The sequence below is a fragment of the Sphingobium boeckii genome, from assembly GCF_014199215.1.
GTDB lineage: Bacteria > Pseudomonadota > Alphaproteobacteria > Sphingomonadales > Sphingomonadaceae > Sphingobium_A > Sphingobium_A boeckii.
In genome coordinates, this window is sequence record NZ_JACIJC010000004.1 from 238,288 (window position 1) to 258,890 (window position 20,603).

The 20,603-nt window shown below is 62.8% G+C and carries 19 protein-coding genes; 7 read left to right on the forward strand and 12 right to left on the reverse strand.

Annotated features, from left to right (window positions below; all coding sequences use genetic code 11):
- Positions 1 to 18 precede the first annotated feature (18 nt).
- Positions 19 to 603 carry an arylesterase gene (locus tag FHS49_RS12705; protein ID WP_246350679.1) on the forward strand — a complete coding sequence of 195 codons (585 nt, stop codon included), beginning with the start codon at positions 19 to 21 and terminating at the stop codon, positions 601 to 603.
- A 50-nt stretch (positions 604 to 653) separates the two neighbouring features.
- On the opposite strand, the gene FHS49_RS12710 is transcribed toward FHS49_RS12705, so the two are convergent.
- The 3 genes from FHS49_RS12710 to glk form a co-directional block, all read right to left on the reverse strand.
- A complete protein-coding gene (locus FHS49_RS12710) occupies positions 654 to 1,709 on the reverse strand; it encodes a serine hydrolase (protein ID WP_246350680.1) in 1,056 nt (351 codons plus the stop codon).
- Between the two features lie 224 nt (positions 1,710 to 1,933).
- Complete coding sequence (locus FHS49_RS12715; protein WP_184019094.1) at positions 1,934 to 4,093, reverse strand: TonB-dependent receptor; 2,160 nt, start codon at positions 4,091 to 4,093, stop codon at positions 1,934 to 1,936.
- Between the two features lie 100 nt (positions 4,094 to 4,193).
- A complete protein-coding gene (gene glk / locus FHS49_RS12720) occupies positions 4,194 to 5,219 on the reverse strand; it encodes a glucokinase (protein ID WP_184019815.1) in 1,026 nt (341 codons plus the stop codon).
- A 176-nt stretch (positions 5,220 to 5,395) separates the two neighbouring features.
- Between glk and FHS49_RS12725 the strand changes: the two genes are divergently transcribed.
- Positions 5,396 to 5,860 carry a DUF4126 family protein gene (locus FHS49_RS12725; protein ID WP_184019096.1) on the forward strand — a complete coding sequence of 155 codons (465 nt, stop codon included), beginning with the start codon at positions 5,396 to 5,398 and terminating at the stop codon, positions 5,858 to 5,860.
- Positions 5,857 to 7,239, forward strand: coding sequence for an FAD-containing oxidoreductase (locus FHS49_RS12730; RefSeq protein WP_184019098.1), 1,383 nt, complete (start codon positions 5,857 to 5,859; stop codon positions 7,237 to 7,239). The genes FHS49_RS12725 and FHS49_RS12730 overlap by 4 nt, the downstream gene beginning before the upstream one ends.
- Before the next feature lie 48 nt (positions 7,240 to 7,287).
- Here the strand turns inward: FHS49_RS12730 and FHS49_RS12735 are convergent, their stop codons facing one another.
- The 3 genes from FHS49_RS12735 to FHS49_RS12745 are packed head-to-tail and all read right to left on the reverse strand — an operon-like array spanning position 7,288 to position 10,877.
- Entirely contained in the window at positions 7,288 to 9,480 is a 2,193-nt protein-coding gene (locus FHS49_RS12735; protein ID WP_184019100.1) for a TonB-dependent receptor, read from the reverse strand.
- A 48-nt stretch (positions 9,481 to 9,528) separates the two neighbouring features.
- A complete protein-coding gene (locus FHS49_RS12740; RefSeq protein WP_184019102.1) occupies positions 9,529 to 9,717 on the reverse strand; it encodes a hypothetical protein in 189 nt (62 codons plus the stop codon).
- Positions 9,714 to 10,877 carry a PepSY-associated TM helix domain-containing protein gene (locus tag FHS49_RS12745; protein WP_184019104.1) on the reverse strand — a complete coding sequence of 388 codons (1,164 nt, stop codon included), beginning with the start codon at positions 10,875 to 10,877 and terminating at the stop codon, positions 9,714 to 9,716. Before FHS49_RS12745 ends, FHS49_RS12740 begins: the two co-directional genes overlap by 4 nt.
- Before the next feature lie 146 nt (positions 10,878 to 11,023).
- On the opposite strand from FHS49_RS12745, the gene FHS49_RS12750 reads away from it, so the two are divergent.
- Positions 11,024 to 11,326, forward strand: a complete 303-nt coding sequence (locus FHS49_RS12750; RefSeq protein ID WP_246350681.1) for a phasin family protein — start codon at positions 11,024 to 11,026, stop codon at positions 11,324 to 11,326.
- Here the strand turns inward: FHS49_RS12750 and FHS49_RS12755 are convergent.
- Positions 11,323 to 12,234, reverse strand: a complete 912-nt coding sequence (locus tag FHS49_RS12755) for an AraC family transcriptional regulator (protein WP_184019108.1) — start codon at positions 12,232 to 12,234, stop codon at positions 11,323 to 11,325. The genes FHS49_RS12750 and FHS49_RS12755 overlap by 4 nt on opposite strands.
- 177 nt (positions 12,235 to 12,411) lie before the next feature.
- On the opposite strand from FHS49_RS12755, the gene FHS49_RS12760 reads away from it, so the two are divergent.
- Positions 12,412 to 13,146, forward strand: a complete 735-nt coding sequence (locus FHS49_RS12760; protein WP_184019110.1) for an SDR family oxidoreductase — start codon at positions 12,412 to 12,414, stop codon at positions 13,144 to 13,146.
- Between the two features lie 40 nt (positions 13,147 to 13,186).
- On the opposite strand, the gene FHS49_RS12765 is transcribed toward FHS49_RS12760, so the two are convergent.
- The 3 genes from FHS49_RS12765 to FHS49_RS12775 form a co-directional block, all read right to left on the reverse strand.
- Positions 13,187 to 14,821 carry an alkaline phosphatase D family protein gene (locus FHS49_RS12765; RefSeq protein WP_184019817.1) on the reverse strand — a complete coding sequence of 545 codons (1,635 nt, stop codon included), beginning with the start codon at positions 14,819 to 14,821 and terminating at the stop codon, positions 13,187 to 13,189.
- An 80-nt stretch (positions 14,822 to 14,901) separates the two neighbouring features.
- Positions 14,902 to 16,995, reverse strand: a complete 2,094-nt coding sequence (locus tag FHS49_RS12770) for a RelA/SpoT family protein (protein ID WP_184019112.1) — start codon at positions 16,993 to 16,995, stop codon at positions 14,902 to 14,904.
- Between the two features lie 140 nt (positions 16,996 to 17,135).
- Complete coding sequence (locus FHS49_RS12775) at positions 17,136 to 17,465, reverse strand: CC_3452 family protein (protein ID WP_184019114.1); 330 nt, start codon at positions 17,463 to 17,465, stop codon at positions 17,136 to 17,138.
- A gap of 117 nt (positions 17,466 to 17,582) precedes the next feature.
- Between FHS49_RS12775 and FHS49_RS12780 the strand changes: the two genes are divergently transcribed.
- Positions 17,583 to 18,083: a winged helix-turn-helix transcriptional regulator gene (locus FHS49_RS12780; RefSeq protein WP_184019116.1), complete on the forward strand. Its 501-nt coding sequence runs from the start codon at positions 17,583 to 17,585 to the stop codon at positions 18,081 to 18,083.
- Positions 18,084 to 18,202: 119 nt separating this feature from the next.
- Here the strand turns inward: FHS49_RS12780 and rpoZ are convergent, their stop codons facing one another.
- Positions 18,203 to 18,547 carry a DNA-directed RNA polymerase subunit omega gene (rpoZ, locus tag FHS49_RS12785; protein ID WP_184019118.1) on the reverse strand — a complete coding sequence of 115 codons (345 nt, stop codon included), beginning with the start codon at positions 18,545 to 18,547 and terminating at the stop codon, positions 18,203 to 18,205.
- 150 nt (positions 18,548 to 18,697) lie between these two features.
- On the opposite strand from rpoZ, the gene FHS49_RS12790 reads away from it, so the two are divergent.
- Positions 18,698 to 19,876 (forward strand): phospholipase D-like domain-containing protein, encoded by a 1,179-nt coding sequence (locus tag FHS49_RS12790; RefSeq protein WP_184019119.1) that lies wholly within the window; start codon positions 18,698 to 18,700, stop codon positions 19,874 to 19,876.
- A gap of 3 nt (positions 19,877 to 19,879) precedes the next feature.
- Here the strand turns inward: FHS49_RS12790 and FHS49_RS12795 are convergent, their stop codons facing one another.
- Positions 19,880 to 20,509 carry a class I SAM-dependent methyltransferase gene (locus FHS49_RS12795; protein ID WP_184019121.1) on the reverse strand — a complete coding sequence of 210 codons (630 nt, stop codon included), beginning with the start codon at positions 20,507 to 20,509 and terminating at the stop codon, positions 19,880 to 19,882.
- Positions 20,510 to 20,603: the final 94 nt, after the last annotated feature.

The window sequence follows — 20,603 nt, forward strand, 5'->3', positions numbered from 1 at the left end:
CTCGCCCTGCTCATTGTTTTGGGGGCGACGACCCCCGCCTTCGCCCAGCAGAAACTGGTCGTGGCGTTTGGCGACAGCCTGATGGCGGGTTACGGATTGAAGCCCGCGGAATCCTTTCCCGCGCAATTGCAGGCGTCGCTCAACCGCGGCGGCGTGAAGGCGCGGGTGCACAATGCCGGGGTATCGGGTGACACCAGCGCCGCGGGCAAGGCGCGACTGGCCTGGGTGCTGAACAGTTTGAAGGCCAAGCCCGATCTGGTGATTCTGGAGTTGGGCGCCAATGACATGCTGCGCGGGATCAAGCCCGCGCAGACCCGGGCCAATCTGGATGCGATGATCGTGGAACTGAAGCGCCGCGGCATCCGCGTGCTCCTGGCGGGAATGCTCTCCGCCCCCAATATGGGCGCGGCCTATCGCGGGCAATTCGATCCGATCTTTCCGCAGCTCGCAAAGAAGCACGGCGTGGCGCTTTATCCCTTTTTCATGAAGGGCGTGACGGGCAACCGGGCGCTGCTGCTGAAGGACGGGATGCACCCGACCGCCGCGGGCGTGGGCATCGTGGTGCGCGGGATCCTGCCGATGGTGAGGGCGGGGCTGCGGTAGCCCATTTTTGTCCTTCCCGCGCAGGCGGGAATGACGCGGATTTTTACCCGCTAAGGCCGATGATTGGCGATCACCGCCCGGGTCACGGCCTGCATCAGGCTCTGCCGCTCCGGAATCGACTTGCGCGTGGCCCCGATCATCACCGCCACCGCATAGTCCGTGCCGTCGGGTGCCGTCAGGATGCCGACATCGTTGAAACCCGTCGCACGGCCCTGCAATTCCTGACCGGTGCCGGTCTTGTGGCCGAAGGTCCAGCCCGGGGACAGGCCGCCGCGCAGACGCTGCGGCCCTGTCTTGGAGGCGCGCATGATGGCGACAAGCTGCAACGTGGAGGAACGCGACAGCAGATCGCCGCGCTGCAGCTTCACCAGCGCATTGACGATGCCCACGGGCGTTGCGCCGTCGATCGGATCGGCGAGATAGGCCTCAAGCGCCTTTTGCCGCTTGTCCATCGGCAGGTTCGCGCGGGCCGTGTAAAAGGCATTGCCCTGCGAATATTCCTGTTTCCATTCGATCCCGGCGATGCGGGACTGGAGCAGGCGTTCGCCGGGGCCGAAGCGGATTTCCTCGATCCGCTTTTCCGCGAAGAACCGCCGCACCGCTTCAGGCCCGCCGATGGTGCGCAGCAGACTGTCATTGGCGGTGTTATCGCTGGCGGTCATCGACCGGCCAAACAGGCCGGCGACCGATGTGGCATAGCCATCTGCACCGACAAGGCTGCGGATCGGCTGGTGAAACACCGTGAGATCCTCTTTCTTCACCACCACCGGATCGCTCATCGCCACCTTCTTGCGATCGACCTGATCGAGCAAGGTGGCGGCCACCCACAGCTTCGACACGCTCTGCTGCGGATATTTGCGATAACCATCAAACTGGATCGTCCAGGGCTGATCCATGCGACGGATCGCGATGCCCACCTGCCCATCAAAGCCAGCGCCGAGCGACTGGACCACGGCATTCAGCGCGCGCGGCGCTTCGGCGGGGCGCGGCTGCGCCACGGGGGCGAAGCGCACGGGCGGCGGGATATGCGCTGGTGCCTGGGTGCGGGCAGGCGGAATGACGCGCGACGAGCAACCAGCAAGGCCGGTGAGCGCCATCAAAGCCATGACGACGCCGCGCCATGCGCCGAACCGCGTCCTCCCCACCATAGGCAAACCTGCTACACCGTAGTTCAACATCAACCCTTTGCCCGTTTTCCGAATATCGGAAACGTCTAAGCTAACCCCTTAAGCTGAATAGCAACTGTCTGGCCCGGCACAACCGGTTGCAGCGCGGCACCAGCGCGACGAACCGAGTCGAACGCATTTTATGGCCGCCGGCTTTCGACCGTTCAAAAACCGATCCGGCCCGAAATGCCATAGGTGCGCGGCTCGCCGCGTTCGACCGCGCGGGTCTGGAAGAAATCGATGATGCGGTTATCGATCCAGCTTTCGTTGAACAGATTGCGCGCCCATAGCGCCAGCGACCAGCGTTCTCCACCACCAAACAGTTCGATCCGCCCGTCCACCAGATGACGCGCGTCGAGCTTTTCATCGGGCCGGTTTTCCGGGCCGGAAAAAGCGCCGGAGCGGTAGCTCCAATTGGCCGAGACCGTCAGCGCCCCGCCGATCGCATCCACCGGCATTTCATAAGCGGCATTGGCGGAGGTGGTGAGCCGCGGCGCATAGGGTGCGCGCTTGCCAGCGAAATCCACGCCGGGCGCGCCTTCGGGAAAACTGTCGAAACCAGCCTGGGCATAACCGATGTCCGCGCCGATCGTGAGGCCTGAGGCGGGGGCGACCGCGAGGCTCGCCTCGCCCCCCCAGGTGCTGAGCTGCGCCGCATTGCGCAGGCTGATCGCGGTCTGCCCCTGCCCCAGATCGACGAACTGATTGATTTGATAGTGTTCGTAAACGGCATAGAAGCCGGCAAGACTATAGCGGATGCGCCGATCCTGCGTTTCCCCTTTCAGCCCGATTTCGAACGCATCGACGCTCTCGGTCTTGAAATCGATGCCGCGCGCAAATTGCATGGCGTTGACGAAATCCACGTTCCAACCGCCGCTTTTGAAGCCGCGCGTATATTTGGCGTAGACATTGGCCTGATCGGACAGCGCGTAGGTGAGCCCGATCGAGGGATCGAGACTGCTTTCGCCGCGGCTGTCGTTGAAATCGGAAAAATTGGCGAGACCGAAGATCGCCGGGCCGAACGTGTCATAATCGCGCAGCCTCAGCCACTCATGCGTATAGCGCAGCCCCGCATTCAGCGTGAGTGCGTGCGTGATCGCCCAATCGGCATGACCGAACAGCGCGGCCGAGCGACGCTTGATCCGCGCACTCACTTGCGCGGCAGGACCGACCGGCAGGCCCAGGCCGACGAGCGCCACCTGCGTGCCGCCCGATGCCGTGCGCAACGTCTTTGAATTTTCATCGAAATAATAGACCCCGGCCACCGCTTTGACCGGGCTGTCATCATCCAGCGCAATGCGAATTTCCTGGCTGAACTGATCGAATACGTCATGAAAACGCGATGCGAACAAATCGAGCGGGATGAAATCAAGATCGCTCGTGCGACGCCAATCGATATGCCTGACGCCGCTGATCGCTGTTAGCGTCAACGCGTCGGAAAGGTCTGTGACCAGGGTTGCCGACCCGCCCACCACCTCGACATCTTGATCCGGCACGCGATTGAACGGGGTATCGAACGCGCCGGGCAACGGTGTCGGCCCGGTGCCGAACGTGTCCGTAATCGGCTCGCCGACCATTTTGCGGGTGTCGTCCCGGCTGTAATCTGCGGTGAGCGTGAGCACGGTGCGTCCGCCCAGCGCGGCGCGCAATTGCGCGCGCGCCGTATCGCGATCGATATTGTCGAGATCGTCGCCCGTGGGGACGTTCAGCGTGAAACCATTGCGCTCCCGATGCGATCCCGAGATGCGCAGCGCGACGCCCGCGGCCAGAGGGAGATTGATCCCGCCCTTGATCTCGTAAAGCTGCTTGCTGCCATAGCCCGCCTCGATCCAGCCCCCCAGATCCGGCCCCGGCTGCTTCGTGACGATGCTGACCGCCCCCGAAACGGTGTTGCGCCCGAAAAGCTGTCCCTGCGGCCCACGCAGCACCTCGACCCGCTCCACATCGAGCGTATCCTGATTCACCGCGGCGAACTGGCCCGCATAGACGCCGTCGACATAGACCCCTGCGCGCGTGGTGAATCCGATATTGCGCCCGCCGCCGCCGACGCCGCGGATGAGCACGGTATCGATCGCGCCGCCGCGCAGGAGCGCGAAATTGGGAATGAGCCGGCTGATATCGCGGAGATCGGCGGCGCGCGTGCGGGCCAATTCCTCAGCGCCCACTACGCTCATGGAAATGGGAACGTCCTTCAGCGCCTGTTCGCGCTTCTGCGCCGTCACCACGATCTCGCCCAGCGCCGCGCCGGGCGCAGGCTCCTGGGCAAGAAGATCTACGGGCATCAACGATGCGGTGGCGATCAGCATGGCCCTTATGCCGAACATGATGTCATTCCCTCGCGAACGGCTATGCTGCCCGATATACCCATTTGGCTGGCGGCCTATACCTTCGAAAGCCTTACCATTCTAATCAATTTGCGCGGCGTTACCGATGCGCTTCGGCATAAGCCGCAGCAGCCCCGTAAAGCCCCGGTTGAGCATAGGTGATCAGCTTCACCGGGATGGCCGCCATCATCGCTTCGAAACGGCCCTTGGCGGTAAATCGCTCGGCAAAGCCCGATTGCGCCAGATGATCGGCGATGCGCAGGCCAAGCCCACCTGCAATCACCACGCCCTGCGCGCCCTGCGCCAGCGCGATATCGCCTGACACCGCGCCGAGCGAGAGGCAAAACCGATCCAGCGCGGCGGCGGCGAGACTGTCTCCGCCTTCCATCGCCATCGTCCACAGGCTCTTGTCATCGCGCGTTTCTACCGAGCGGCCTTCGATCGCGGCCAGCGCCTCATAGAAATTGACGAGGCCGGGGCCGGATACGAGGCGCTCCGCGGAAACACGACGATAGCGCGTGCGCATCCGCGCCAATATGGCGTCCTCCAGCGGATCGAGCGGCGCGAAATCGATATGCCCGCCCTCCGTCTCGCTCACGAAATAGCGCCCGTCGCGGCGCAGCACATGTGCGACACCGAGGCCGGTGCCGGGGCCGACGATGGAAATCGTGCCATTGGCGGGAAAGGCCGTATCGGGGCCGCACAGATGGCGGAAATGCTCCGGCCCCAATTGCGCCGCGGCATGGGCCACCGCGCCGAAATCATTGACCAGCACATGACTGTCCACCCCCAGCTTTTCGGGGATCAGCGCCGGCCGGATGATCCAGGGATTGTTGGTGAGCTTGATCACGTCTCCGGTGATCGGGCTGGCGATCGCTATGCCCGCGGCGCGCGGCAGGGGCCGGCCGATCTCGGACGCGAAATGCTCCCATGCCGTCTGGAAGCTGGCGTGTTCGGCGGACTTGAGCGTGACTGGCTCGCCGATCTCAGCGACCCGGCCCCGCGCCACCCGGGCAATGGCGAAACGGGCATGGGTGCCTCCGATATCGACGGCGACGATCTCGGTCATCGCACCGGCACCGGCGTTGGCGGCCGGAACGGACTCCGGGCTGGCGATCGGCTGCATGGCCATGATGGTAATTTCCTTGCGTCCCGTCCTAAGCCGGTCTGTCTAGCGCGCTTCCCGCGCGGCGCAAGTCGCTGGACCGCTGGCCGCTTTGCGCGTGAGAAATGTAAATTCCGATGGACCTCGTTGCGCAACCGTAGTCACCTGCGCGCACATTCCCGAATCGGAGAAAAGCCATGACCCTCATCATCTTCGCGCTCCTGATCGGCATCATCGCCGGGCTTCGCGCTATGACCGCGCCTGCCGCGGTTGCCTGGGCTGCGCATTGCGGCTGGATCGCGCTTGAAGGCACGCCGCTGGCCTGGCTCGGCTATGCCTGGACGCCCTGGATCTTCACCGTGCTGGCGCTGGGCGAACTGGTGACCGATCAACTGCCCTCCACCCCCAGCCGCAAGGTGCCGCCGCAATTCGGCGCGCGGATCGTGCTGGGCGGCCTGAGCGGTGGGGCGATCGGCGCTTCGGGCGGAATGCTGGTGGCGGGCGTGATCGCCGGGATCGTGGGCGCTGTGATCGGCACGCTGGGCGGCGCGGCCGGCCGCGCGAAGCTGGCGCAGGGCTTCGGCCGCGATCTGCCTGCCGCGATCACCGAAGATGTCATCGCCATCGGCGGCGCATTGCTGATCGTATCGGCGCTGGCATGAACCGCCGCTTCGACGCGATCATCATCGGTGCCGGCCAGGCCGGGCCGCCGCTGGCCAGCCGCCTGACCGCGGCGGGGATGACGGTGGCGCTGATCGAGCGCAAGCTCTTCGGCGGCACCTGCGTCAACACCGGCTGTATGCCCACCAAGACGCTGGTCGCCAGCGCCTATGCCGCGCATCTGGCGCGCCGCGCCGCCGATTATGGCGTTGAGATCGCGGGCGGCATCGGCATCGACATGGCGAAGGTGAAGGCGCGCGCCGACACGGTTTCGTTCAACGCGCGCACGGGCGTGGAAACGATGCTGAAATCGATGGACCTTTGCACCGTGTTCGAAGGCCATGCGCGCTTCGAGGGGCCGGATAGCGTCAGCATCGGCGGCGAGACGATCCGCGCGGAACGCATCTTCATCAATGTGGGCGGGCGCGCCGCCGTGCCCGATATGCCGGGCGTGAACGAGGTGCCGTTCCTGACCAACACGTCAATGCTGGCGCTGGAGACATTGCCCGAACATCTGGTGGTGATCGGCGGCAGCTATATCGGGCTGGAATTCGCCCAAATGTATCGCCGTTTCGGCAGCCGGGTGACCATCGTGGAGAAAGGCCCGCGGCTGATCGGGCGCGAGGATGAAGACGTGTCCGCCGCGGTGCGCGCGATCCTGGAGGCGGAGGGGATCACGATCCGCACGGGCGCGGAGTGCATCAGTTTCGAACCGCATGATGCGGGCGTTTCGGTGGGCGTGGATTGCCACGACGGCAGCCCGCGCGAGATCGGATCACACGCGTTGCTCGCCGTGGGGCGGACGCCGAACACGCAGGATCTGGAGCTGGACAAGGCGGGCGTGGTCATGGATGCACGCGACTTTATCCAGGTGGACGAGCAATTGCGCACCAATGTGCCCGGGATCTGGGCGATGGGCGATTGCAACGGCCGCGGTGCCTTCACCCACACGGCATACAATGATTTCGAGATCGTGGCGGCCAATCTGCTGGACGGCGACGACCGCAAGTTGAGCGACCGGATCACCGCTTATGCGCTATATATCGATCCCCCGCTCGGCCGCGTGGGCATGAGCGAGGCGGAGGCGCGCAAATCGGGGCGGCCGCTGCTCATCTCCACCCGCCCGATGACACGCGTGGGCCGGGCTGTGGAAAAAGGTGAGACGCAGGGCTTCATGAAGGCGATCGCGGACGCGGAGACGAAACAACTGCTGGGCGCGGCGATCCTGGGCGTCAGCGGCGACGAGGCGGTGCACGGCCTGATCGACCTGATCTACACCAAGCAACCCTATACCGTGATCCAGCGCAGCGTGCCGATCCATCCCACCGTATCGGAATTGCTGCCCACTTTGCTCGGCGATCTGAAGCCGGCAACGGTCTGAGCGGATCCGGACCCGTCATCGACGGGTCCGGATCGGCATCAGGCCCGCTTACATGTCGATCGAAGCCGACAGCTTGAAGGTGCGTGGCCCGCCCTGCAGCAGTGCGTTCGAGAAGGAATCATAAGCCGACGCCCAATAGCGCTTGTTGGCGACGTTATCGACGTTGAAGCGCAGCGTGAGCGGGTGATCCCCGACCAATGCGACATAACGCGCGCCGAGATCGAAGCGGGTCCAGCCCTTCAATTCCAGCGTGTTTGCGGCATCCACCATCTGCTTTCCGGTGTTGACCACCCGCCCCGTCAGCGTCGCCGCCGGCAGGAAGGGCAGATCCCATTCCACATTGGCATTCACCGTATAATCAGGCACGCCTTTTGCCTTGAGGCCGTTCAGGCTGGCGTCGATCATATCGCGCTGCTTGGCCTGGGTGAAGGACGCGCCTGCGATCAGACGCAGGCCATCGACCGGCTCGCCATCCAGGCTGAACTCGACGCCGCGGTTCCGCTGCTTGCCGAAGATGCCGAAAACCACATTCCCCGGAATGGCCGTATCCGGCACGGACCCGGTGCTTGGCTGCTGGGTCTGATAGACGGCCACGGCGGCGTTGAACCGACCAAAACCGAGCTTGCCGCCAAGCTCATATTGCGTTGTTTTGTAGGGCGCGAAGACATCGCCGCCGTTACTGACGGGGGCCGTGCCGACAGCCAGGGGCGCGGTCGGCCCCTGCGCCAGACCCTGGATACGATTGGCATAGAGGGACAGGCCTTCGACCGGCTTGATCACCAGACCAACGACCGGGGTCACGGCATTCTCATCATATTCCGTCACCAGCGATCCATCGCCATAGGAATAGGATTTGAGGTTCATCGTCTGCAGGCGGAGACCCGCGGTGAGCAGGATGCGATCATCCCAGAAGCCCAAAGTGTCGGACGCGAAAACGCTGCCCAGACGCGTGCGGCTGACGGCAAAGGGATCGTCCAGATCGCCGCCGACGAATACGGAACCGGGCAGCGGCACGGTCGGCGTATTATAGAGATTGGTGGCATAGGGGGTGAAGCCGGGGCCGGGATACAGGAAGTCATAGCCATTGCGGTTGACCTGCCAGATCTGCGACCCGCCGATATTGATTTCATGGCTGATGCCGCCGCCCGCCAGCTTGACGCGCAGACCAGCCGTGGCCGCTTCATTGTTATCGGTGCGTGGCACATAGAGACCGCTGCCGGTCGCCGCGCCGGTGGTCACGTCGGTGAGCGTGATCCCATCGTAAATGCCCTGTTCCGAACCGTCGCGGGCACCGAATGAGGCGTAGAGCATGGCGTTGTCGGCCAGATCATATTCGGCGCGCGAGATGCCGAACACATCGCGCAAGGTGGAGTAAGACCAGGGCTGATTGTAATTCGCGTCCGCGCTCGGCACATCGGGAATGGCAGTCACGCCAAAGCCCAGCGTCACCTTCGAGCGCAGGTTGCGCACCTTGAAGCGCTGATAGGCGACGTCGAGCGACAGGCGCAGTTTCTCGCCGCGATAATCGAAGCCAGCGCCGATCACGGCGGAGCTATGATATTCATCGTCCACGCTGATGTCGCCCGCCCGGTAAGCGGCATTGATCCGCACGCCGAACGCCTCCGCCTCTCCAAAGCGGCGGCCCATATCGACGCTGCCGCCGAAATGGCCGGTGCCGCTGTAATTGGCCGTGAGGCGCGTGAGCGGTTTGTCTTCGGCGTGCTTGAGCGTGAGATTGACGCTACCGCCCAAGCCGGTCCCGCTGGGGGCCGCACCATTCAGGAACGCGCTGGCACCATTCAGCACCTGCACCTGATCATAGAGTTCGGGCGCGACCAACTGGCGCGGGGTGATGCCATATAGCCCTTCGAGCCCGACATCCTCGCCAAACAGGGGGAAGCCGCGGATGATGAACACTTCGGCGGCATTGCCAAAGCCCAGGCTGGTGCGGATCGACGGATCATTCTCCAGCACTTGGCCCAGCGTCTGCGGCTGTTGATTGAGGATCAACGCGCTATTGTAGCTCTTCACATTGAACGGCACATCGGACGCCGGCTTGTCTCCCAGCACGCCGACGCCGCCGCTGCGCGACACCTGGGTCTGGTTTCCCTGCTGCGCGGTCACGATGATCTCATTGGCGCTCTCGGCAGGCGCAGCACCTTCCTGCGCGTGGAGCGGTACAATCGCGATCAATGCGGATCCGGCCAGCGCGGCCATGCGGATCAAGTGGCGGTGTGTCATTTTATCATTCCCTTTATTCAAAATTCATACGGCAGAGCCGCAATCTGGTCAGTATTTCCGATATTTCAGCGCCCAGCCGATCACGATCACGGGGACGGCGAGCGTCACCCAGGAGATCGCATCGCGGATGCCGTCGCCGGTGAGCGCGCTCACCAGGCCCATGATGCTGAGTAAGGCGATCGCCAGCGGCATCGCGAAGATGGCGCGGAGCGGTTTGCGGACGGGTCGACGGCTCATTCCGCAGGCACCGCGACGCCACCGGTCTCGACTTCGCGCACGCGCGCGTCCAGCGTCGAACGGCGCTTGCCCAGCCACAGATACAGCCCGCTGCCCAGCACCACGATCGTCGCCAGATCGAGCAACGCCCAGAGGATCTTGAGCGGCAGCGCGCCATAGTCGCCAAAATGGAGCGGCTGGGACAGGAGCAGCGCCTGCACATACCAGGGCAAGGGCCGAATATCGGTGAGTACGCCGGTTTGGGCGTCGATCAGCGCGGGGGTCAGCATCCGCTTGGTCAGCGGCGTATCGCCCTGCAGGAACACCGCATAATGATGCTTGCTGCTGAACGCACCGCCGGGGAAGGCCACGAATTGCGGACGATTGCCGGGCGCGGCGCGCTTGGCGGACTCCACCGCAGCATTGATCGAGCCCAGGCGGCCCGGCGGCGGCGGTGGCTGGTCCCTGTATGCCCCGGTCATCTCCGCAAGTTCGCTCGCCTGCCAGAGCTGGATGATCGGCGTGGCGAGCGTGTTGATCACCCCGGTCACCCCGACGACGCTGGCCCAGGCGAGGCTCACGATGCCGAGCAGATTATGATAATCGAGCCATTTCACGCGCCGGCTGCGCGATACGCGAACCGTGCCGAAATCGAGCTTGCGCATGAACGGCGCGTAGAGAACGACGCCCGAAACGATGGCCACGAAGAAGAGCAGCCCCATCAGACCCAGGAAGAGCATACCGGGGAGCCCCAGAAACATGTCGGTGTGAAGCTGGAGGATGAAGTGCATCACCCCGTCCACCGTCTGCGCTTCCCCCGCCGGGGCGCTGATCAAATCGCCCGTGACGCGATCGAACGACTGAAAATACATGTCGGCTTCGGGCGAGTCGGGCCGCGGTCCGGTTGTGATGTTCACCACCGGGCGGTCTTCGTCGAAACTCAGGAACAGGCCCACCTCACCCGGACGACGCTCAAGCGCGGAGGCCATCACGCGATCGAGGCTGAGCAATGGCGCATCGGATGCCGCCGCCAATGCTTCATGTCCGCCGGCGAGTTCATCAATTTCATGGTGGAAAATCAACGGCAAGCCGGTGACGCAGAGCATCAGCAAAAACAGCGTGCAGACGATGCTCGTCCATTTATGCACCAGATACCACGCACGGATAGCGCCGCGGCTCATCGCCCGTATTCCCGGCCCGATTGCATAATGAATGTCATTTGCAAAAGCCCATAAGGGAACACTAGGAGTCGATGCAATAGCTATGCAATGATAGGGAACCGAAAGCCGCGATGCGCGCTTTGGAGAGAGATCGAGAGGAACGAGCGATGGCAGACGACAAAGCACAGGGCATGGGCGACGCAATCAAGGCGTCAGGGACGAAGATCGCCGAGAATAGCGCGACCGTCAGCCTGAAAATGCTTGATTATGCGGAGCAGAATACGCGCGAAGCCTTTGCGGCGATGCGCGCCGCCGCCGGTGCCACCAGCCTCAGCGAAGTGCTGAAAGTGCAGGGCGATTTCATCCGCGAACAGGGCGGACGCAGCATGACCCAGGCGCGCGAGATCGGTGAACTGATCGCCGCATTCGGCAAGACCGCCGTATCGCCGTTGACCGGCAAGAAGGACTAAATCTCGGCCATCAATTCCGGGCGCGCGCGCAATCGCGCCGCGTCCGCAATGGGCGGGGCACCGAACAGACGACGATATTCGCGGCTGAATTGAGAGGGGCTGTCATAGCCCACCTCATGCCCCGCCGTGGCCGCGTCCATGCCAGCGCCCAGGATGAGCTGCCGGGCTTCCTGCAGCCTGATCTGTTTTTGATATTGCAGCGGGCTCATCGCCGTGACCGCCTTGAAATGCTCATGCAGCGCAGAGGTGCTCATCCGCGCTTCTTCCGCCACGCGCCCGATCGTAAACGGCTGCGCATAATTCCGCCGGATCCAGCCGATTGCGCGATTGACCTGATTGAGCCGGCTATCCGCCACCGCGATGGCGCGCGCCTGATCCTTCTGATCACCGTTCAACAACCGATAGAGAATTTCGCGCTCGACCAGCGGCGCCAGAAACGGGAGATCCCCGGGCGTATCGAGCAGCCGCATCAGGCGGATGGCGGCATCAAGCAATTCGGGTGTGCTCCGGCTGAGCGCCAATCCGGGGCCGGGCGCGCCGCCGGGTGCGTCGCCCGGCGCGATCACCCCGGCCGCGCTGACCATCGCGGCCAGCACCGCAGGATTGAGATCGAACGCAAAGCATAGATAGGGTGCCTCGGCGCTCGCCTCGATCACCTGGCTGACCACCGGCAGATCGGCCGTTACGACCAGATAGCAGGCCTTGTCGTATATGATGATCCTGTCTCCGATCATCGCCTGCTTGCGTCCACCGGCGATGATGCACATCGCCGGCTTGTGCAACCCATGCACGGGCGCGCTCGGCGCTGAATAGCGCGCCAGCCGCAAGCCCGGCAATGCCGTTTCATGCAGTCCATCCGATCCGGTGTTTCGTTCAATCAGCGCGGCAAGGTCGTTCAACTGGTTCATCGCTATTCTCCTGAACCCCGACTGCCATCGCGCCCCTGCCCGCGCAAGCCGTGCGACCCCGAATACGGAGGATCGTGCAAGGATTGCGGAGAAGCGTTCTACCGTTCGAGCCCAGACCCGGTGCAGAAGATGATCAACCGGACCCTTCCACCGTTCCGTCCGATCGGGAGCCCATCCATGACACCATTGCACAACAAGATCATCCTCATCACCGGCGCATCGAGCGGCATCGGCGAAGCCACCGCGCGTCATCTGGCGGCGCTGGGCGCGCATGTCGTGCTGGGTGCCCGCCGCACCCAGCGGCTGGAGGCGCTGGTCGCCGAGATCAGGTCCAGCGGCGGCCGAGCCAGCTTCCGGGCGCTCGACGTGACCGATCCGGCCAGCATGAATGCGTTCATCGACTTCGCGCTGGAGATCAACGGCACGATCGACACGCTGATCAACAATGCGGGCGTGATGCCGCTTTCGCCCTTCGCGGCGGGCAAGGTGCTGGAATGGAATCGGATGATCGACGTGAACATCCGCGGCGTGCTGCACGGCATTGCAGCCGCGCTGCCGGTGATGAAGCGGCAGGGCCATGGCCATTTCGTCAACCTCTCCTCGATCGGCGGCCACCGCGTATGGCAGAGCTGCGGTGTCTATTCGGCCACCAAATTCGCGGTGCGCGCCATTTCCGAAGGCCTGCGGCTGGAGCATGACGATATCCGCGTCACCATCGTTTCACCCGGCGTGGTCGAATCCGAACTGGCCGATACGATCAGCGATCCGCAGGCGCGCGAAGACATGCGGGCCTTTCGCGCCATCGCGCTCTCGCCCGACGCGATCGCCCGCGCCATCGGCTATGTGGTGAGCGAACCCGACGATGTTGACGTGAACGAGATCATCGTTCGCCCGCTGGCGACGGTGGATTGATCGGTGCGGGCGGCGGATTGCGATCCGCCGCCCCATGTCTTCATGCCGAAAACGCACGTCGCCCGCGATCGACGCTCATGCGATGCGTGCCCGCCAGCGCCAGGTTCTGCGTCTTTATGGTCTGCAGGAACACCCAATCACCTGACACGCGCTGCGGCGTGACCTCCATCATCATATAGCCCCGCTGGCTGGTATCGGCCCATTTAAGCTCGGCATTGGCATCGACCAGGCCTTTGGCCACCACTTTGGGATCGGTCTTGGTAAAGCCCTCAAAGCCGGCCGATGTCACGCTATGCCCGCCAAATTCGACGCCGGCGGGTTTGCCATCCTGCATCAGCCCGAACGCCCAGGCGTTGTGGCTGTCACCGGTGAGCAGCACCAGATCCGCATCCGCCACCTGCGCCGATTTGAGCAGCCTGGCGCGGGCGGCGGGATAGCCGCCCCAATTGTCGAAACTCATCGGCAGCCCCAGCTTGCTTGCAGCCATCCCGGCTTCGACGAACGCCTTGGCGCGCGTATCCGCATCCGGCGTCAGCCAGTCCATCGCATTGGCGGGCACCGATGTGAGGCCCACATTGGTGCCGATTCCCACCAATTGCCAGGCGCTCGTCCGGGCATTCGCTTTCAGGGCGTGCGCCAGCCAGCTTTCCTGGGTCGATCCCATCATGGTGGCCGAAGGGTCCATCCACGGGCCGTCACGAAAGGCCTTCAGGGCTGCGGTCGGATCCGCCTCGCGGAATAGCGGCGCGACATCTGGCTGTTGCGTGCGTGCCAGCAGCCGCGTCTCCGTCCGGTAAAGCGTCGCCAGAGTGCCGATATCATAGGTTTTCCAAGGTTCATCGGAAACCGGCATCCACTCGCGATACGCCTGCACTGCCATGGCGCGGCGGACGTTCCACAAGCCTTCGGTTTCGGGCGTGTGATTTTCCGCGCCCCCTTCCCAACTGTCGTTGGCGGATTCATGATCGTCCCACAGTGCGACCATCGGCTTCATCTGATGCAGTTTCTGGAGATCGGGATCGGCACGATAGCTGGCGTAGCGCATCCGATAATCGCCCAGATCGTTGATCTCGCGCGCCGGTTCGATCAGCCGGTTCGCCACGGACTGACCCTCGGACGGATAGCCGCCGCGGTGATATTCATACAGATAATCGCCGACATGAAACCACAGATCCATATCCTCCCGCGCGGCCGCGTGCGCATAGGCATTGAAATAGCCGAACGGCACGTTCGAACAGGAAAAGACGCCCAGTCCAAAGCGCTTCACATTGCCGATGGGCAACGTCTTGGTGCGCCCTGTGGGTGATTTGCTGCCATCCGGGCCGACGAAGCGATACCAATAGGCGGTGCCGGGGGCCAGGCCGTCGACCGTGATCTTGGCCGTCCAATCCCGATAGGCACCGGTCCTTGTTGTGCCGCCGGATATGACCTTCGCAAAATCGGGATCGAGCGCCACCTCCACATCGAGACGGATCACACCCTGGCCAGTTGCCGGCACGAAGCGTGTCCACAGCAGCATCGAATCGGCACCGGGTTCGCCGCTGGCCACATTGTGCGTAAAGCCTGATCCGCCGAACATGCCGGCCGCCAGTGCCCCGCCGCCCGGCATGAGCAGCGCGGCCAATCCAAAGCCTCCGCCAAGGACGATTGAGCGGCGATCGATCTGGATAGTCATCATAGTCTCCCGGTGAAGTGCTGCTCCGTTGCACCGGGATCGTGGCAGTCATGTTACGGGGTGCCGTTAAATATGCGTGGTTAAACGCGCTCCGCTTGGCTCACCGCATCCGCTGCGCGCAATGCCGCCAGAATGCGCATCAGATGATGGAGATCGTGCACCTCCAGATCCACCTGGAAGGTGTGGAAGCTCGCATCGCGATTTTCCATGCGCAGGTTCAGGATGTTGGCCTTGTGCGTGCCGAAGATGCCCGCCATCACCGCCAGCGCACCCGGCTCGTTCCTGATGACGATGTTGAGCCGCGCGGTCCCCGATTCGGAAGCGTCGCCCCAGGCGAGATCGACCCAATCGGCGTCCACCCCGTCACTCAGCGTGGGGCAATCAATGGTATGGACCTCGATCCCCTCGAACGGGCGACGCAGGCCGACGATGCGGTCACCCGGAACGGGGTGGCAGCATTGCGCCAGGCTGAACGCCACGCCGGGCGTGAGGCCGCGGATCGAGATCGCCTCGCGCTGCGCCGGGGCTTTCTTGCCCGCCACATCCGCGCCGGTCGATCCGGGCATCAGCGCTTCCATCACCTCATTATCCGAAATCATCTGCCGCGCGATCGCCTCCATCAGCACGGCCTCATTCGGTTTCTTCAAGCGCTTGAGCGCCTGCGCCAGCGCCTCCTGCCCCAATTGCGCGGGCAGCCGCTTGACGATCTCGTCATAGATCTTGCGGCCCAAGGCGATGGTTTCGCCGTGTTCCTTGTTGCGCACGAAGCGGCGGATCGCGGCGCGGGCCTTGCCGGTGACGACGAAATTCAGCCAGCCCGGCTCCGGCTCCTGCCCCTTGGATTTCAGGATCTGCACCTGATCGCCATTGTCCAGCGGCGTGCGCAGCGGCACCACGCGGCCATTCACCTTGGCACCCACCGTCTGATCGCCCAGATCGGTATGCACCGCATAGGCAAAGTCCACCGGCGTCGCGCCCTTGGGAAGCTGATACAATTCGCCCTTGGGCGTGAAGGCGAAGATGCGATCCTGATACATCGCCATGCGGGTATGTTCGAGCAATTCCTCGGCGCTGTCCGCATTGTCGAGGATCTCGATCAGATCGCGGATCCAGCCCGCCTGCCCATCGGGCGTGACGCCATTCTGCTTATAGGCCCAATGCGCCGCCAGCCCGAATTCGGATTGCGCGTGCATCGCCTTGGAGCGGATCTGCACCTCGATCCGCGTTTCGCCCGCATGGATCACCGTGGTGTGGAGCGATTTATACCCATTGCGCTTGGGCGTGGAGATATAGTCCTTGAACCGGCCCGGCACCATCGGCCAGCGCTGATGGATCACGCCCAAGGCGCGATAACAGGCATCGGCATCATCGGTGATCACGCGAAACGCCATGATATCGGACAATTGCTCGAAGCTGATGTGGCGTTCCGCCATCTTGCGCCAGATCGAATAGGGATGCTTCTCCCGCCCCGAGACATCGACATCCACGCCGGCGCGCGCCAGCACGAGTTTTAGCCCCGATCCGATCTTCGCGATCCGATCCCCGCCATCGCCCTGCAATTGTTCCAGCCGCTTGGTGATCGAGGCATAGGCTTCGGGTTCGAGATGCTGGAAGGCGAGCGTCTGCATCTCCTTCATGAATTCATACATGCCGATCCGCTCCGCCAGCGGGGCATAGATATCCATCGTCTCGCGGGCGATCCGCCGGCGCTTGTCCTCCGATTTGATGAAGTGCAGCGTGCGCATATTGTGCAGCCGGTCCGCCAGCTTGACCAGCAGCACGCGGATGTCATCGGACATGGCGAGCAGGAACTTGCGCAGATTTTCCGCCGCGCGCTCATTCTCCGTCTGCGCCTCGATCTTGGAAAGCTTGGTGACGCCGTCCACCAGCCGCGCGACATTGGGGCCGAACAGTCGTTCGATCTCCTCATGCGTGGTCAGCGTGTCCTCGATCGTATCATGCAGGATGGCGGTGACGATGGTCTCGCCATCCATCTTCAGATCAGTGAGGATGCCGGCCACTTCGATCGGATGGCTGAAATAGGGATCGCCCGAGGCGCGCTTTTGCGATCCGTGCATCTGCATCGAAAAGACATAAGCGCGGTTGAGCAGGGCTTCATCCGCATCCGGATCATAGCTCAGCACCCTGTCCACAAGTTCATATTGTCTCAGCACATTTTTATGTGGAGGTTCGAGGGGGTTCAATGCAAGTTTTTTGCGGCCTTGCGCCATATCGAGATGCAAAAAAGAGCGTCATGCGATCTCCGCATGACGCTCAATTGATAACGCCGCTGAATTTCTCGAGGAGACGAAATTCAGGCCTTGGCGTTGCACTTGGCCAGCGCCTCGGCGCTGAATTCTTCCTGACCGGCCCGGAAGGACACGAGCGCGCCGATTTCCTTCACCAGCGATTCGCACACGAATGCCGGACGGCTATTGCCCTTGAGCGCGGAGGCGCACCCGGCATCGGAGCATTTCCACAGCGTATCGCGCACCACGAGACGCGCGTCGGCCGATGCCTTGATTGGCTTGGCCGCATAATAGGCACCGCCCGTCGCCGCGCTGGATGCCGCAGCCGTCAGCAGCAGCACCGAAGTGATCGCGGCCGAAAAGAGAGAGATGACAATGGGGGAGGAGCGCTTCACGATTCGGCCCTTTCAATTTAAGTTGCGAATCACTACCTACATAGATAGATTTTAAGTTGCAACTTAAAATGCGTATTTCTTTCGCATTGCGCCCTTTTTGGATTAGGCTCGTTGATTATGGGATTGAGAGAACCGCTTAAACAGATCGCGGATTGCGGCCTGCCCATCGCATTGGAGGCCATGGGAGAGCGCTGGTCGTTCATGATCCTGCGCGCGGCGTTCAACCGCATCTATCATTTCGAGGAATTTCAATCCGAGCTGGGGATTGCGCGCAATATCCTGGCGAATCGCCTTTCGAGGCTGGTCGAGCACGGCATATTGGGGCGCACCCCCTGCCCCGAGGATCGCCGCAAGGTGGAATATCGGCTGACGGAAAAGGGGATGGCGCTGCTGCCCGCGATGATCGCGCTACGGCAATGGGGCGAGCTTTATGGATCATGCACCACATCGACACCAGTGCTGGTGGATGAGCGGGACAATCAACCGATCCAGCCGGTCACCATTCGCGCGCATGATGATCGCGTGCTCGGGCCGGCCGATCTGTGCTGGCGCCATGCGGAGGAAGTGAAGCCGCTGGGCGCTTCGCGGGAAGCCGAATTGATGGATCGCGTGGCCTGAAGGCCGAAATTTTGTCCAAAACCGTCATTGCGAGCGCAGCGAAGCAATCCAGTGCTGGACGTATCGCTGGATTGCTTCGCTGCGCTCGCAATGACGCCGGATTCAAAAAGGGCTAACGATCAGCCGTCGTAATCGCCGCCGACATTCTGGTTGCGCGGCGGGGCTGCGGCGGTGAGGCGCAGCGCTTCGGCCGACTGCGACAGCGAGCCGATTTCATCCACGGCATCGTCATCATCGATCTGGACGCGCTGCAGGTTCATGACCACGGCTTCCTGAAGCTCGAACGGCTGGACGGTCTCTTCCGCGATCTCGCGCAAAGCGACGACGGGATTCTTGTCCCGGTCACGATCGACGGTCAGCTCCGCACCGCCTGAAATCTGGCGGGCGCGCTGCGCTGCGAACAACACCAGATCAAACCGGTTGGATACCTTGTCGACGCAATCCTCGACAGTTACGCGCGCCATAGTCGCTCCACTTGCATTTACGAAGGTTCTGGAAAGGGGCGCAGGTAGCGACGATACCGGAGACTGTCAAGGAAATGCGGGTTTTCACTTGCCCTTGCCACCCTGCACAAACGCCTTGCCCTCGCCCCCGCACGCACCCATTGAACGCGCATGAGCCAGCACGCCGCCCCCGCGCCCTCCCATACCGAAGCCGTTGTGCGCGTGGTGGATGGCAATCAGCTCACACCCGTCATAGACGGCCCTGCCCAATTGGCCGCCTTGATGGCTCTGATCGAAAACGCCCGCGTCAGCCTTCGCCTCTATTATTACATCTTCGAGGCCGACGCATCCGGCACGGCGGTGCGCGAAGCGCTGCTCGATGCGATCAACCGCGGCGTGACCGTATCATTGATCGTCGACGGCTTTGGCAGCAGCGCGGCACCCGCCGCATTCTTCGCCCCGCTTCAGCACGCCGGTTGCGATTTCTGCCGCTTCCTGCCGCGTTTCGGCCGGCGCTATCTGCTGCGCAATCATCAGAAGATGGCGATTGCCGATGACGGGATCGCGATCATCGGCGGCTTCAACATCAGCGACGACTATTTCCGCCCGCCCGAAGAGGGCGGCTGGCACGATATGGGGCTTGAGGTGAAGGGACCGGCTGTGACCTGGCTGGTCGATTATTTCGAAATCCTTGCCCGCTGGACGCGGGAGGACAAGGCCAGCATACGCAGCCTGCGCCGCATATTGCGCGAAATGTCCGTTTCAGGCGGCACGCTCTGCTGGCTGCTGGGCGGACCGACCCGGCGACTGAGCCCCTGGGCCAGATCGGTGAAGCATGATCTGGATCGCGCCCGCAGCGCCGATATGATCGAAGCCTATTTCTCCCCGGGAAATGCGATGCTCAAGCGGCTGCGGCGAATCGTGAAACGCGGCGGACGGACCCGGCTGGTCACCGCACAGATTTCGGACAATGGCGCGACGATCGGCGCGGCACGCTTCCTTTATGGCGGGCTGCTGCGCGGCAAGGTGGAGATTTACGAATATCGGCCGACCAAGCTCCATATGAAGCTGATCGTAATCGACGACGCCACCTATATCGGATCGGCCAATTTCGACATGCGCAGCCTGTTTCTCAATCTCGAATTGATGCTGCGGATAGAGGATGCGGACTTTGCGGCTCTGGCACGCACGTTCGTCGACCGGGAACTGGCCGATTGCGAACGCATCACCCTCGAATTGCACAAAGCGCGCGCCGGCTTCATCAATCGGCTGAAATGGGCGTTATCCTACCTTGTGGTCGGCGTGGCCGATTATACGGTCACCCGCCGGCTGAATTTCGGGCTGGACTGAGCCTCAATCCTTCCAGGCCCAATATAATTGGGCCGGGGGCACATTCCACCATTCCATGTCGTGATCGATGCGATCGAAATGCGGTGCCATGTAGCTGCGGCATTTGGGCGAATATTGATAGACGAGAAAGGCGCCGCCGGTGCGCAGAAGCGCGTGGGTTTCCGCCGCGATCTTGGGCGCGATGCCCGTAGGCAGGGTCGAGAACGGCAGGCCGGAAGCGACATAATCGACATGATCCGCCCCGGTGACTTCCTTCACGATACGCCGCACATCCGCTGCGGACCCCAGGACCGGAATGAAGCGCGGATCGGGGATATCCTCACGCAGATAGTCGATAAAATCGGGATTCGTATCGATCACGACCAGTTGCGCATCGTGCGGCAGCTTTTTCAGGATCGGGCGGCTGAACGTGCCGACGCCGGGGCCATATTCGACAAAAATCTTGGTATTGGCCCAATCGACCCGGCTCAGCATCCGCGCAATCAACGCATCGGAAGACGGCACGATCGCCCCCACCATCACCGGATGCTTCAGAAATTCCTTGAAAAACATCGTCAAAGGGCCGGTCTTGCGCTGCGCAAATCGAAGCCAAGCTGGAAGCTTTCGTCCGGTCTTGGCGGTGGAAGCAGGCATGAAAATCCCTTCGGGTCGATACTGTGACAATGGGCAGTCGCAAATATGGCGAACATGTTCAAGCTTCACTCAACGCACGAAGCGTTAAAGACTA

Coding starts and splice junctions, on each gene's coding strand:
- FHS49_RS12760 (WP_184019110.1), top strand. CDS start 12,412: ATGACACCATTGCACAACAAGATCATCCTCATCACCGGCGCATCGAGC.
- FHS49_RS12750 (WP_246350681.1), top strand. CDS start 11,024: ATGGCAGACGACAAAGCACAGGGCATGGGCGACGCAATCAAGGCGTCA.
- FHS49_RS12795 (WP_184019121.1), bottom strand. CDS start 20,509: ATGCCTGCTTCCACCGCCAAGACCGGACGAAAGCTTCCAGCTTGGCTT.
- FHS49_RS12715 (WP_184019094.1), bottom strand. CDS start 4,093: ATGTTCGGCATAAGGGCCATGCTGATCGCCACCGCATCGTTGATGCCC.
- rpoZ (WP_184019118.1), bottom strand. CDS start 18,547: ATGGCGCGCGTAACTGTCGAGGATTGCGTCGACAAGGTATCCAACCGG.
- FHS49_RS12740 (WP_184019102.1), bottom strand. CDS start 9,717: ATGAGCCGTCGACCCGTCCGCAAACCGCTCCGCGCCATCTTCGCGATG.
- FHS49_RS12790 (WP_184019119.1), top strand. CDS start 18,698: ATGAGCCAGCACGCCGCCCCCGCGCCCTCCCATACCGAAGCCGTTGTG.
- FHS49_RS12735 (WP_184019100.1), bottom strand. CDS start 9,480: ATGACACACCGCCACTTGATCCGCATGGCCGCGCTGGCCGGATCCGCA.
- FHS49_RS12765 (WP_184019817.1), bottom strand. CDS start 14,821: ATGACTATCCAGATCGATCGCCGCTCAATCGTCCTTGGCGGAGGCTTT.
- FHS49_RS12745 (WP_184019104.1), bottom strand. CDS start 10,877: ATGAGCCGCGGCGCTATCCGTGCGTGGTATCTGGTGCATAAATGGACG.
- FHS49_RS12755 (WP_184019108.1), bottom strand. CDS start 12,234: ATGAACCAGTTGAACGACCTTGCCGCGCTGATTGAACGAAACACCGGA.
- glk (WP_184019815.1), bottom strand. CDS start 5,219: ATGCAGCCGATCGCCAGCCCGGAGTCCGTTCCGGCCGCCAACGCCGGT.
- FHS49_RS12710 (WP_246350680.1), bottom strand. CDS start 1,709: ATGGCTTTGATGGCGCTCACCGGCCTTGCTGGTTGCTCGTCGCGCGTC.
- FHS49_RS12725 (WP_184019096.1), top strand. CDS start 5,396: ATGACCCTCATCATCTTCGCGCTCCTGATCGGCATCATCGCCGGGCTT.
- FHS49_RS12730 (WP_184019098.1), top strand. CDS start 5,857: ATGAACCGCCGCTTCGACGCGATCATCATCGGTGCCGGCCAGGCCGGG.
- FHS49_RS12780 (WP_184019116.1), top strand. CDS start 17,583: ATGGGATTGAGAGAACCGCTTAAACAGATCGCGGATTGCGGCCTGCCC.